Genomic DNA, 14,753 nt, shown 5'->3' with positions numbered 1-14,753 from the left:
TATTTATAAAACATTTTCTATTCCAAAACCCTTACTCAAATCTGAGGTTATTTAACTTGCGGGTAAATAGTACCAAGCTTACACTGTTTGCTCTTTTGTACAGCACGAGATTTCAATGACACAGTTAAGCATCTTAGTTGGCTCGCAAAACCCAATAAAAATAAATGCTGCAAAGCAGGTTTTTAGCAATTACTTTCCTGATAAAAACATCCATTGCGAAGGGCTACATGCGCCTTCCTTGGTGCCTGAGCAACCTTTAGGGGAAGAACAAACACGACTTGGCGCACAAAATAGGGTCGAGTATTTAATGCAGCATCACAAAGCTGATTATTACTGTGCAATGGAAGGCGGCGCACACCAATTTAGCTATGGTCCTGCAACATTTGCCTATGTCGTAATAGCAAATTCACAGCACACCAGTGTAAACCGCAGCAGTAACCTACCGCTCCCTCAAGTGATTTTTGACGCACTGATCGCAGGAGAGGAGCTTGGACCGGTAATGGACAAAACTTTCAACACCACCAACATAAAGCAAAAAGGCGGTGCGATTGGCTTGCTTACCAATAACTTAGCAACAAGAGAAAGTACCTACACGCAAGCCTTAACCTTGGCTATGGCACCTTTCATTCATGCAGAGCTGTTCAACAATCAATAAAGGGTACTATGAAATACACACATATTTTATTTGATGCCGATGAAACCCTGTTTAGCTTTAATGCATTTGCGGGGTTGCAAATCATGTTCGCACAATATGGGGTCACATTTACTGCTGAGCACTTTACAGAGTATCAGCAGGTCAACGCACCATTATGGCTGGATTATCAGGCAGGCCGTATCGATGCCAAAACATTACAAGTTACTCGCTTTTCATCGTGGGCCAACAAGCTCAATGTACCTGCGGAGCAACTCAACGAAGGGTTTTTAACGGCAATGGCTGCAATTTGTGAACCTTTACCCGGTGCGCGCGAATTATTAACCCAGTTACAGGGTAAAGCCAAGCTAGGGATCATTACCAATGGGTTTGCCGCATTGCAGCAACGTAGATTGGCTCACACCGGTCTTACTGAACACTTTGAGAACTTGGTTATTTCTGAGCTAGTCGGCATTGCAAAACCAGACCCCAAGATTTTCCAACACACTTTATCGCTTTTTGGTGAGCCAAATAAATCTAAAGTACTGATGGTCGGTGATACCCCGAGTAGCGACATTTTGGGTGCTAACCAGTTTGGTATTGACAGCTGCTGGTTACAGCACCAGAATCAATCATGCCCAGCTGACATAAAGCCTACTTATACTGTGCGCTCATTGAACGAGTTAGCCCGTTTGTTGGCTGAGGAATAGTGGGGGTAACACAAGGGAAAAAAGATAATGAGGTCAGAGTAATCTCTAACCTCATGAATAACACTGTCAGTGAGTTAGACCGCGTTACGTTGACGCAACACTTCAAACAAACACACTCCAGTTGCCACAGATACGTTCAAACTTGATACCGTGCCAACCATAGGAATTTTCACCAAAATATCACAATGTTCACGAGTTAAACGGCGCATACCATCTCCTTCTGCCCCCATGATGATTGCAATTGGGCCCGTTAAGCTGGCATCAAACACATGCGTGTCTGTTTCACCAGCGGTACCCGCAACCCAAACACCCGCCTCTTTAATATCACGCAGAGTACGTGCAAGGTTGGTGACTTGGATCAACGGCACCGTTTCTGCAGCCCCACAGGCCACTTTACGAGCGGTACCAGTTAATTTTGCCGACTTATCTTTTGGCACAATCACGCCATGTACACCCGCAGCATCAGCACTACGTAAACAAGCTCCTAGGTTATGCGGATCAGTGACACCATCTAATACTAAAAAGAAGGGATTGTCTTCTCTGGCAATGATGTCATCTAAATCTCGTTCGCTGTAAGTACGTGCCGCTTTCACATTAGCAATAATACCTTGATGTTGCTCACCTTTTGATTTGTTATCTAACGCTTTACGCTGCATAAACTGCACCGAAATGCCAAATCTACGTGCTTCATTAATGATTGGATTTAAGCGTTTATCTTCACGCCCTTTTAATGCGTAGATCTCTAAAAAGCGCTCAGGCTCTTTGTTTAAAATGGCTTCAATAGAATGAAAACCATAAATTAATTCATTACTCACTGCGTTTATGCTCCAGTGCTTTTACGTTTACGGGCGTTTTTACCAGGGCGCTTTGCTTTGGCTTTTTTGGCTTTAGGTTTTGCTTTGCCTTTAGTCACTTCAGCACTCGACGATTTCGCTTTTTTCAGCTTACCTTTCGGCGTGGTCTTTTTACCCTTACTCGGCTTTTTAGACGGCTTACTCTGCTCATCTTGCTGGTCTTTGCTGGGGATTTTACCTGCTTTTAGCTGTGAACGCACACTACTTGGTGCATGTTGTTTTGATTTAGCCTGTGGTTTTGCACGTCGACGTGCGTATCTATCAGGTACCGCCTCTCCCGCCAATACCAAGTTAACTCGACGCTCGTCTAAGCTCACAGACGCAACTGTCACAGTAAGCTTATCACCTAAACGGTAAACTGAGTGGGAGTGCTCACCAATGAGGGTATGCTTGGCCCCATCATATTGGTAGTACTCTTGCCCCAAGTTAGAAACATGAATTAAGCCATCAATTTGCAAGTCATCTAAGCGAACAAATAAGCCAAAGTTGGTCACTGACGACACCACACCAGAGAATTCATCTCCTACATGATCTTGCATGTATTCACATTTGAGCCAGTCAGCCACTTCTCGGGTCGCATCATCAGCACGACGTTCAGTGGTCGAGCATTGCTCACCTAACCTATCGACTTCATCATTTTCGTAAACATAAGCACCCGATGTTTGCTGGCCTTGGCTTGCTAATATACCTTTAATCGCACGATGAACCACTAAATCAGGGTAACGGCGGATAGGTGATGTAAAATGCGCGTACGCCGACAGCGCGAGTCCATAGTGTCCAATGTTATCAGCCTGATACACGGCTTGCTTCATAGAGCGTAATAACATGGTCTGGATCAATTCTTTTTCTGGGCGATCACCCAATTTTGCCAGCGCCGCCGTTAATTCTTTTGGCTCAGGGTCGTTAGGCAGTAAACTTTCAATGCCTAAGTCATTTAAAAATTGTCTAAAGTGACTGAGCTTTTCTTGGTCCGGCTCATCGTGAATGCGATATAGCGCGGGTGCTTCATGTTTTTCTAATAGTTTAGCCGCTGACACATTGGCTAAAATCATACATTCTTCAATCAGCTTATGCGCATCGTTGCGTACCAAGGGCACGATAGATTCAATTTTGCGATGGGCGTTAAACACAAAGCGAGTTTCAACGGTTTCAAACTCGATGGCACCTCGTGTCTGACGTGCCGACTTCAATGCCATATACATTTGCTGTAAATCAGTCAAATGCGGCACAACCGCGGCATATTGTTCGCGCAGTATTTCATCACCTTGCAAAATAGCATGTACTTTGGTGTAAGTGAGGCGTGCATGTGAGTTCATGATCGCTTCGCAAAAACGATAACCAGACAACTTACCCGCTTCAGAGACCGTCATTTCTGCCACCATGCATAAGCGGTCGACTTCTGGGTTCAGTGAACACAGTCCATTCGACAGCACTTTAGGAAGCATCGGGATCACTTGCTCAGGAAAATACACTGAGTTACCGCGTTCAATGGCTTCTTTATCCAGTGCACTGCCTTTTGGTACATAATGAGACACATCGGCAATGGCGACCCATAGGCGCCATCCACCTGACTTTTTACGTTCGCAATAAACGGCATCATCAAAGTCCCGGGCATCTTCACCATCAATGGTGACTAACGGTAGCTCGCGTAAATCAACCCGCCCGGCTTTATCAGCTTCTTCAACAAACTCACCATGTTTCGCTACTTGTTCTAACACCGCTTCTGGCCATACATGTGGAATGTCGTGATTACGCAACGCCACTTCAATTTCCATGCCTGGCGCCATGTGATCGCCGAGCACTTCAAGTACTTTGCCCACCGCATTCATTTGTCTGCTTGGGCTTTGTGTGATCTCAACCTGCACCATTTGATTATGGCGCGCCCCATTTTCGCTACCAGGCAATATAATAATGTCTTGGGTAAGACGCGGATCTTCTGGCACCACAACGGCCGTGCCATGCTCAACGAAATAGCGTCCAACAATTGGTGCACGCTCACCCGCGAGTACTTTTATAATGCGCGCTTCTACTTTACCGCCAGAACCACGGCTTGCTGCTTTGGCTAAAACAATGTCACCGTGCAAAACCATATTCATTTGATGTTTTGCAACAAACCAGTCTTTAGGTTCGCCTTCCACCACCAAAAATCCAAAGCCATCACGATGCCCGATCACTCGACCTTTAACCAACCCATCATCGGTTGGGATCACATAACGTTTAAACTTATTGAAATGTAATTGACCGTCACGTTCCATTGCGCGCAAACGACGCTTAAAGGCTATTTGCCGCTCTGATTCGAAGACATTCAAATCACTACAGAGGTGACTAAAGGTGGCCGCTTTTGCTGACACTTTTTTAATGTGCTCTAAAATAAATTCACGGCTGGGAACTGGGTTTTCGTATTTATCTTGCTCTCGGCTAAGGTAAGGATCCTGTTTTGACATTCACTATCTTGTTAATGGAGTTATGTCGTTATTTTAACCCAAAATCGAACAATGAGACAGCCGCAGACAATGAAAGTTTTGTGTAGCCCAGTAGCATTGCTAACATACCCACTGGGCCAGTGCGTTTATTTGTTAAAATTTACCCGTTAAATTGATAAACCAACCTTTTGAGTCATAATCAAAATCCGTTAAATCATCAGAGAATTCGGTAAAGTTATAACCAATACCCACTTTCATATGCTCTCCCACGTGGCGATGAATGGCTGCAAGTGCACCGCTACGCTCGTCTTGCGCACGATCGACAGCTAAATTACGCCACTCTATGGTTGCATCCCAGTTATGTGCTAAATGATAATCTGCTCTGAGTACATGCAACTGAGCAGTTGAGTCAAACCAAGGTCCTGCGTCGCGCCCTAATCGCACCTCTCCTGTACGCTGAGCAAACTTAGCCCCCACTCGCCAACGCGAAGTTAAGCGGTAATTCACATCAACTGACCATACCGTACTACGTTGCTGTGGGGTGTTATCTAAGCCAATGCCATTGAGTTGCTGCGCAGGTGCTAAATCTTCTAAATAAGTCACACTCGCCATCGCAGACCAAGGGCTTACTTCAACAGGGCGATAAGCAAATCCTAACTGAAACTCCGTAAAGTCACTGTTTAAGCCACTATTTTCAGTTTCAACATTACTCTCACTTATTGCTGTATCAAGGCGTAACTGCGCACGCCAATCGGGCGACAGTTTTGCAGTAAAGTTATGACGCATTAGCCAGTTTGTACGCTGCTCATTATCGGTGCTATCTTGACGATACTCTAAAGCACCAGACCAGCGTAGACCTTGATGTAAATAGCCTAACCCTAAAGTCACACTATCTCGCGCCAATTGACCTTGCTCAAATAAATCTATGTCGCCATTTTCAAAGCCCACCTGAACTTGCCAACGTTCATTAATACTATGATCTACCCCATAAGCATGCGTAATACCCGTTTGACGGTCATCTTTTTGGAATTGTTGCTCACCATACACACTGGTTGAATCACTAAAGCGATGCCGAGCGCCGGTTACCCATTGACGCTGTTGACGAGAATTGAATAAATCATCTCCGTCTGGGTCTAATTGATAATTGAGATACACATTTCCTAACGCGCTATAAGCATAATCAACGCCAGCAACAGCCGCAAAGCCTTGCTTTCCTTGAGATGTTTCGCCTTTGAGCGTGATCGCATCAGAAACCTGAATTTCCCCGCCAAAACCAACTCGATCATTGGCTTGACGCGTCGCTTCTTTATCGAGTGTACCTTGTACAAACCCATACGCTAACCAGTCTGTTTTTGGATTATATTTCAGCTGTAAAGCTACATCAGTGCGCTGGCCTTCATCTGTTTGCCCTACCACAAGTGCATTTTCAGATGATACAGCATGTAGCTGCTCACGCTTATCCATACGGATCCCTGCGCTCACTTGCCATTGCTCAGTCAATTCATGTGCAATGTCTAGCTCAGCCGCTTGGCGGTGATACCGCACTTTAACCCTATTCTCGTCAGCTTTCAGTTTAACCTGCGTATCAGCAGTTGCTTGCCAGCTTAATAAAACCCCTGCGGTTTGCGCTTCATCGGCATTTACTTGGCCAAGCCCCGCGAAGCCTTGTTGTAATTTTTGCCAATACACATTGACCTTGCCATCATTATTTAACCCCAATTCGTGCCATGTAGAGGCAGCTTCAACGCGCACCCCTTGAGCTTTTGTGGGGGTTTCTGCTGATTGTATATTGTCAAAACTAAAGCCACCATTGAAAGTACTTAACGCACTCGCAATACCTTGTGTTTCCGCCGCCTCAACCTTCACATAACTGTGTTCACTGTGCCGATATATCGCATCTAAGCCAAATAAGTTATCATCATACTCATCAAGCTTTTGCTGACGTACTGTTGCGCCGATTTGCACTTTGTCGTTTAACCACTGACTAACACGGCCACCATAGGTCAAATTGTTTAGCTGCGAAAATCCTGCGCTGTATTCATAATTAGCAATTAGATAAGTAGGATTGTTATCTAAGCTTGCAGCACGGACTAATAAGTCATCAAATTCAAATGACGACAAAGGTTTAGTGAGTAATATACGCCCTTGCAAAGCATCAATATCATAATCTTGGCCTGCAACCAATGCCCGACGCACTAACACTAAACCCGAGGTTTTATCGCGTACTTCAACCGCTACTTGCTCAGAGCCAATAACAATATCTTGATGTTGGAGATAATAAAGCGAGCCTCCGGTGGCACGATGCGTTTCATAGGCAGGTAGGGTTTCAGCTTCCGCGACAAATAACTCTGCACCAGCGGCATGTTCACCAAATTGTGTTACATCATCGCTGACATACTTCGCTTGCAACCCGTATAAGCCACGCTCAACTCGGCTTAACTCTGTATCGCTTATTTGCGTATTAAAGTTACCCCATAAAACCTGATTATCATCTTTGGCAATTTTTAAATACAGCTTACCATTACTTGGCGCATCATCTCGTGTGGTGGAGTCATCAGCAAATTCACTCGGGTGGGCTTGTTCTTCCAAACGCCTAAATAAGCTTTTTGGATCTTTTTGGTGAATGTTCGAAAATAGCTCGTTAAGGGGCGCTTCACGAGTATCGATTCTTGCTGTGACATGGTACTCGTCTTGCCATTTTCCTGTGATGTAACCCGCCAAACGACCGTCAGCAAATAACTCTCCATCTTTATGCTGAGTTTTATTGAGCAAATCAACCGGCCCATTATGGCTATTTTGCCCAATCGTTAAATCAGCCATCGCCACATAAAACCAATCACTTTTTGGTAGCGCTAAATCACGGTGGATCAAAGTGCCATTGCCATCATCATCTAGTACGGCAACCTCTGCACGATGAAAGCCGGAACGAACAATTTGCTGATGGACAAATTTACGCTCACGGGTGATAGCCACCACGCGACCTAAAAAGAACACATGATGCTGCTCCGGCACTTGCTCGCCATATAATGTTAGCGTGCCTCCCGCTACTTTGATATTTTGCTTTTCTAACTGGGACTTGCCGTAGCTTGTCAGTAAGTACCCTGTTACTTTCTCTGGCTCTACCGCAAATTTCGGCCGAAAGTCGGCGCTATTAAGTATTGTTTCATCAAAACGGCCGCTGTTGTCATACACTCTCAGTCGGTACGATAAGCTCATGCCTAGCAGGTTACTAGGTAATCGCCACTTTCCTTCTAAATTATCATTCAATGATACTTTACTAAGTACTTGCTGGTCATCCGGCGCCATAACCAAGACTTCTGCATATTTTATAAAGCTGCTGTAGTTACTGTAACCCTTTAAATGCATCATCAAGGTATTACCCGATTGGGATAACGCGTGTTGAATACTGAGCTTAGGTAGTGCTTCAAGTGGGTCGTATTTCAATTGCAGCTGCATTTTTTTAAGCGCCACATCTGCACAGCGCTGTTGATCAGCATTATTGGCGCTATCACCAGACGCAAACGGTTGCCCATCCAGTGTAATCGTCATTGCAGGTTGTGGTAATAGCGCGTTGTCACATATCAGCTGTCGTTGTGGCCCAGCTTGTATCATTGTTTTGGTTGTGGTTTTTTCTTCAACATACACCGCTATTACTTCAACACGGCGATTTCGCGCCATGCCCGCTAAGGTGGCGTTACTGGCAATGGGTTCGCGATTTGAACGGCCAACAGTGGTAGTCGTATCACTTTTTAGCCCTAATTGCTGGCGGAAGTAGCCAGCCACAATATCCGCTCGATGCTCTGACAGGCCCTGATTGGTTTTATAAATTTTCTTCGCATTCGGGCTGAGCCGTTGGCTGTCAGCATGGCCAATGAAGTGTAATTTTAATTGTTTTTTTCCGCGAAGCTGACCAACAATAAAATCCATTTCTTGTTTTGTTGAGCCGGTTAGAAAGTGCTTTCCTGACACAAAACGAATCGCAGAATCTTTCACATAATTGGCTTCTTTGGCGACTTGCTCTGTCTGTGTTTGCCCTACCTCTTTGTCACTGACGGGCGCTAGCGCGTGTAGCACAAAGTGTTTTTGTACTAATTGCTGCTCAGTATTACTGGCAACATCCGGATTACGTGCAGTGTTATTTTCTAAGCTTGCGGCATATGCCAAATTATTTATGTTGCAGCTTAACGCAATCAAAACTGAAACCGATACAGGGTTTAAAGCACTTAATTTAATCATGGGGAACCCCTTTTTTCGCGCTCTGGGGCTGCGAAAATACCGATTCGACAATTTCTTCTTCCACTGTCAAGGTGTGATCCTTATTGCTGTCTTGCCATTGCTCAACAAGCCATTCTTTTAGATGCGCAACACGCTGTTGCGCTATCTCATAACCTTCATTTTTAGCATCACGGTATGCCAGTCTTATCACCACATCTGTTGATGCAACAGTATTCAGTAGTTGATTTAACTGCGCCCGATAGTTTGCTTTGATCTGTCCATTTTCAAATGCTTCATCACTTAATTGAATACGTGCCACACGATGAATGCTGGCAGCAAAATTAGCTTCCACATTTTTACCTCGCGTAAGACGCACCACTCGAGGGTTTTCTGTCGTCACTCGATACCCAGACGGTAAGCTTCGTGTATCAACCTTAATGATAAAATTGCTACCTCGACTTTGATGTGGCACATCGGCACACGCAAGGTGATAACGACCATATTGATCTGTAGTGATCCAAAGCCCTTGTGCTGTGGCTAATTTAACTGCTGGTAAGCCGGGTTCTTGAGGCTCATGAATGCCATTACGGTTCATATCGTCAAATACTTGCCCAGTTAAATCACTACAGTCCATGATTGAATCAGGGATCACACGCACGGTTGCACTAGCGATATTTGAAATGCGCTTGGTATTTAAACCATTAAATTGACCACCACTAAACTCAGCCCATGCTTGGTTGACAAACTTGCCTTCACTCACACCAGCACCAACGACAACCAGTAAATCAATCAGCACACTTTGCTGAGGTGACAAGGTGCGTCCATTCCAACGCAACTGACGTCCCATTTGTTGTGGTTCCATGAATTGCCCGTCAATGCGAGCACTTCCTGTAACATACTTAAACCCAGCAGGAAGCTGATCAATAAAATCAACTGGGTTAATGCTTATTTCTGCACGATTATGAATGGCAATGTGATACGGGATCAGCTCACCAATCACCACATCTTGTTTCAGTGCTTTTTTACTCACTTGCACCATACTTTCATCATAAGGATCTAATGGAATATGGTTGTTTACCACATTACCTGATGGCAGTTTTGGCTGGATGAAAAAACGGGTATAGTACTGCGTAGAGTCCATTGAGGCATAGATGCCTTGTGAATCGCTAGGACATGCCAAAGGATCATGTTTTACCGTCGCTAATGTCGGCGCGGTATTTACTTTATGTACCGTCACAGGTAATTCATGAGCACCGACTTTAAGCTGCACATCACATACAGGTAATTGCTTTGACAGGCCGCTGTAATAACCACTTGGTGAAGTCACCTCTAAACGGTATTCACCAGCTGGCGCTTGTGCAAATAATAAAAATTGATAGAAACCATCATCCCCAGTGGTTTGCTCCACATTCGGCTGCCCCCCCACCAAATGTAAATCAGGATCAAACCCCACTGGACCTGTGATCTCAATTTTTGCACCTTGTATTGGCGTACGTGAATTGACATCGTAAATCACCCCTGATGGATCAACTGGAAGAGATTGTTCAGACACATGCTCTCCGGCACTGAGCACAATATTTAAAATAGTGCCTTTGTCTGTATTGGTATCAGGATCATTTGATACTGGAATGCCATAAATCACGCCTCCCTGAGGATGACGAAAACGCACTTCGTATACCCCCACAGGTAAGCCTTCAAATCGATATTTACCACTTTGATCAGATTCAACAACCGCTAGCGGTTCAGAATCTAATTCGTTAGCCTCACCATTTAATTGATCGGGTAGTAACTCAACTAACCATCCAGCTTGGCCGTTACCGTCATCATCAGAACGGTTATGGTTATTGTCTTGCCAAACCGCACCGCTGATCGCAGCCGGATTCATTAACTGTTCGCCAAAGTTATACGCTGTTGCATCGGTAATATGACGCTCTATGATGATTTCACTGATTTGGTCGTCACCAATTCTCGGGGCAACTACTCCCCCAATACTGCCAGCGGCTTCTTTACCATCTTGGGTATTTTCTGGTTGCGTTTCTGTCAATGCAAAGCCATTTTGATCTGACAGGGGTAAGTTACGGATCTGATAACGACCATAACGATCTGTGGTTGCGGTACGAGAAACACTCTGATTGTTTAAATCTACACCTGAAATATGAATCGCAACATCATTTAAGCCAATTTCTGAACGCTGTTGCTCGCCATCATCGTTTAAATCAACATACACCGTACCGGCAATATGACTGCCACGCTCAGCAAAGTTGTACCCAATGCCATGCCCTCCCAATCCTAGGGTTATATTTAAGAAACCATCATTTTGCAGATTGCCGCCAAGAGAACCCAATTGCTCTTTCCCATCCAGCCAAGCTGTTGGATGTGTTTGAATTACCTGATAAACACCTGGGCGTAAATAGTCGAACAAAAAGACCCCTTGTTCATTACTGGTCGTGACTATTTCTACTGCTTCATTATCTGTTGTTACTCCTGACAGTCTCAGGGTAACACCACTAATACCGATAGTTTCATTGTCATCAAGCAGGCCATTTTCATCACTGTCGACCCAAACGGTGCCGCCAATTGACGCCTTTGGTAATTCAGCAAAATCGAAATACGCATAGTTTTTTGTGCCTAACAACGGAGGTGTGGTGATAATGTCTTGGCCTTTAGAGTTGGCAACCAATTGTGCCATCGCCATTTCTTGACCATCCACGTACTGCTCAGGTTGAAGTTGTTCAATCACATACCCTTGTGCTGAACTCGGGGCTAAATCAGTAAATTGATATTCACCCAATTCATTGGTTCGTGTTTCTTGCTTAACCGCTTCACCGCGATAGTCACTCCCTGATAAAGTGATCAAAACATCACTAATAGCAAGCGCTTGATATTCATTTTTACTTAATAGTGCCGGTAGTTTGGCATCGTCATCCATATCAACGAATACTCTCCCTTGCAATTCGATTGCATAACGCTCAGTAAAGTTATTGTTGATTAAATTGCTGCCAGGCCATACCTGACCAAGTAAAATCACATCAGTTTTATCACTCTCGGCAATACGCTCACCGCCTATGGCATCAAAATTATCAGCGTAATTATTAGGTTGAACTTGACTTAGTTGATAGCCTTGATGATTACTTGGTGGTAACTCAGTGAATTGATAAAAACCGCTTGCATTGGTTTGCACTGATAATTCAATGACTTCGCTATTGATACTGATACCACGTAACGTTATAGCGACGTTCGAAATACTGCGCTCCTCTGAGCTAAGTAATAAATTGTCGTCAGTATCAACAAACACAAAGCCACTGACTTGCGATAACGCTAACTCAGCGAACACTAAACTATCAACATCTTGTGAGGAGTCGAGCACAATATTAAACACGTCATTCTCACTGGTTTGAATTTGACCTGCGAGAGATTCTAGGCCGTCATACCAACCATGAGGCTGTATTTGCTTAATTTGATAGCCACGAATATCACTGGCAGGCAAATGCTCAAAAATAAATGTCCCATTTGAATCACTGCTTACACTGTGGTTAACAACCTCGCCATAACGTGAGGTCCCCGTCAGTGTGATCTCCACTTTGGCAATACCCAGTTCGCCATTTTGCACCAAGCCGTCATGATTCAAATCACTTATCACCACACCGCTGATACTTGAATTCGCCTGTTCCAACTCGGTAAACAAGTAGCCATCTTGCTGAGTACTTTGTGCGACAACAATATTTACAATACGGTCGCTCTCTATGCTTGTTACACCTTGCTTGTAATCAAGGCCATCTAAATAATCCGCTGGTTGAGATTGAAGCAAGCTATAACCTGCAGAGTTCGATGCGTATAACTGCTCAAACTTAAAATCACCCTCGCTGTTGGTAACGGCCGTTGCTTGGACAGAACGATCAAATATATCTGCCCCTTGCAGAGTCACTGTTACATTCTCTAAACCACTGTCTGAAGTGTCAAATTGGCCATTTTGTTGTTGGTCAACAAATACGCGCCCAGTTATTAGCGCATCATTGACGGGTGCTAACTCCGTAAACTCTGCCGTTAATATATTACTGCCCGATACACGCAACTGAGTAATAATATCGGTATTGTCACTGTTGCTTATTAAGCTGTCTTGTACATAATCTTTACCATCAAAGTGATATGCAGGTTGCACTTGGGTAAGTGTATAACCCTGCGCATCAGACGCATAAAGTTGTGTAAATGACGTTCTACCTTGACTATCTGTCAGCGCACTGAAATTTACACTCTCACCCAGTATATTCTTACCCGATATAGATACTTCTGTATTCACCAAAGCTGAATCTATCGTATCCAACTGCCCATTTTGATTTTTATCTGCAAATACAATGATATTGATAGCACTGTCGTTAGCAGGTAATTGTTCGGTTAAATCAACATGTGTCGTACTTGAAGTGGCAACGCTGACTGTAACGACATCGTCAGGGTTGGTTTGCTTGGTATTATTCAGGTAGTCTGCGCCATCAACATATACGTCAGACTGTGTATGAGTAAGGCGATACCCCTTACTATTAGCAGCATACAGCTGTATAAATTCAAACTGACCCTGACTGTCTGATGTCGTACTCAATGATATTTCATTATCAAATAAATCTTTGCCCACCAATTTAATTACATAGCCAGAAAGCGTTTTATCATTCGTACTGAATTGACCATCTTGCGCAACATCAACAAAAATAGTGCCTGTGATTTTGGCATCATTGGCTGGTAACTGCTCAGTAAAATCTAACCGTATATGTGCTGAGTTCACCAATGCTATATTATCGACCACATCACTTTTTTGACTATTGCTAATCGCCTTAGATGCTAAGTAGTCGATACCATCATTGTACAAGGCAGGATGAACCTGTTTTACAGTATACCCTTGGCTATTCGAGGCAAATAAGTTATCAAATGCATAATTCCCCAGCTGATCGGTCGTGGTTTCTAAATTCACCTCACGACCTAGAACATCTTGCCCTGAAAGGATCAGTTCAACGCCAGAAATATGTCTATCTTGGGACTGCTCAGTCCCATCTTGCGCAACATCAAGGTAAACTCGGCCACTGATCTTCGCCTCATTATTAGGATGCTTTTCAGTAAATAAAACCGCGCCTTTCGCTAATGCCACCTGATGTAATTTAATTCCATCTTGCTCTTTAACCACAGCGCCCGATAGGTAATCTCGCCCATCTAAATAAACATCGACCTTTCCTTGCGACAGCCAATAACCGTCAGGCGAGGGCTGGCGTAACTCTGTAAATACAAACTCGCCATTATTATTTGACGTTGTACTTAATTTTATATCAAAGCCAAATTCATCTTTCCCTGACAACTCGAACGAAATATTTGCCAAGCCTTTATCGCCTTTACCAAATACTTTGTCTTGATTAACATCTAAAATCACTCGCCCTTCAAGCTGTAAACTTCCAGCATTCGCTTGCTCGGTAAAGACTACCTTACTTGGTTTACCAACCTTGATGGTCTTAACGACGTTCTTACCCGCATAGGTATTCTGCACACCATCAAGGTAATCTTGGCCATCTTCGTAACTTGGCGTATCTGCGCGTGTCACCATATACCCGTCTGCATTCGGTTGACGCAGTGCGTCAAATTTGAATGCGCCATTGCTATCGGTGTTGGTGGTCAATGACACTGCGTTGCCAAATTCATCTTTACCGCTCAGCGTGACAGTAAGGTTAGTGATCGCCAAATCTTTGCTTTCCTTGATGCCATTTTGATTGCCATCGACAAACACAGCGCCCTCAACACGGGCTTCGCCTGCATTAGGCAGTTCGGTAAAGATCACCTTGCTTGGTTTACCTACCGTAGTGATCTTCACCACATTTTTGCCCGCATAGGTATTCTGTATGCCATCAAGGTAATCTTGGCCGTCTTCGTAACTGGGTGTATCACC

The 14,753-nt window shown here is 44.2% G+C and carries 6 protein-coding genes; 2 read left to right on the top strand and 4 right to left on the bottom strand.

Going from position 1 to position 14,753, the window contains the following annotated elements:
* Positions 1–115: 115 nt before the first annotated feature.
* Positions 116–655: an inosine/xanthosine triphosphatase gene (yjjX, locus tag J8L97_RS20595; RefSeq protein ID WP_211052496.1), complete on the top strand. Its 540-nt coding sequence runs from the start codon at positions 116–118 to the stop codon at positions 653–655.
* 8 nt (positions 656–663) lie between these two features.
* Positions 664–1,341, top strand: a complete 678-nt coding sequence (gene yjjG / locus J8L97_RS20590) for a pyrimidine 5'-nucleotidase (protein WP_211052494.1) — start codon at positions 664–666, stop codon at positions 1,339–1,341.
* A 74-nt stretch (positions 1,342–1,415) separates the two neighbouring features.
* Here the strand turns inward: yjjG and rlmB are convergent, their stop codons facing one another.
* From rlmB to J8L97_RS20570, 4 genes are all read right to left on the bottom strand, one after another.
* On the bottom strand, positions 1,416–2,156 hold the full coding sequence (rlmB, locus tag J8L97_RS20585; protein ID WP_138591017.1) for a 23S rRNA (guanosine(2251)-2'-O)-methyltransferase RlmB: 741 nt from the start codon (positions 2,154–2,156) through the stop codon (positions 1,416–1,418).
* 5 nt (positions 2,157–2,161) lie between these two features.
* Positions 2,162–4,639, bottom strand: a complete 2,478-nt coding sequence (rnr, locus tag J8L97_RS20580; RefSeq protein ID WP_211052492.1) for a ribonuclease R — start codon at positions 4,637–4,639, stop codon at positions 2,162–2,164.
* Positions 4,640–4,771: 132 nt separating this feature from the next.
* Positions 4,772–8,854, bottom strand: a complete 4,083-nt coding sequence (locus J8L97_RS20575) for an OmpA family protein (protein WP_211052490.1) — start codon at positions 8,852–8,854, stop codon at positions 4,772–4,774.
* Positions 8,847–14,753, bottom strand: a 5,907-nt coding sequence (locus J8L97_RS20570; RefSeq protein ID WP_211052488.1) for an SdrD B-like domain-containing protein, incomplete at its 5' end; no start/stop codon positions are given. The genes J8L97_RS20570 and J8L97_RS20575, both read right to left, overlap by 8 nt.

Source organism: Pseudoalteromonas sp. MMG012 (assembly GCF_018100875.1).
In the GTDB taxonomy this organism is placed as follows: domain Bacteria; phylum Pseudomonadota; class Gammaproteobacteria; order Enterobacterales; family Alteromonadaceae; genus Pseudoalteromonas; species Pseudoalteromonas aurantia.
This window is presented reverse-complemented; position numbering and strand designations above follow the sequence as displayed.

Coding starts and splice junctions, on each gene's coding strand:
- yjjX (WP_211052496.1), top strand. CDS start 116: ATGACACAGTTAAGCATCTTAGTTGGCTCGCAAAACCCAATAAAAATA.
- yjjG (WP_211052494.1), top strand. CDS start 664: ATGAAATACACACATATTTTATTTGATGCCGATGAAACCCTGTTTAGC.
- rnr (WP_211052492.1), bottom strand. CDS start 4,639: ATGTCAAAACAGGATCCTTACCTTAGCCGAGAGCAAGATAAATACGAA.
- J8L97_RS20575 (WP_211052490.1), bottom strand. CDS start 8,854: ATGATTAAATTAAGTGCTTTAAACCCTGTATCGGTTTCAGTTTTGATT.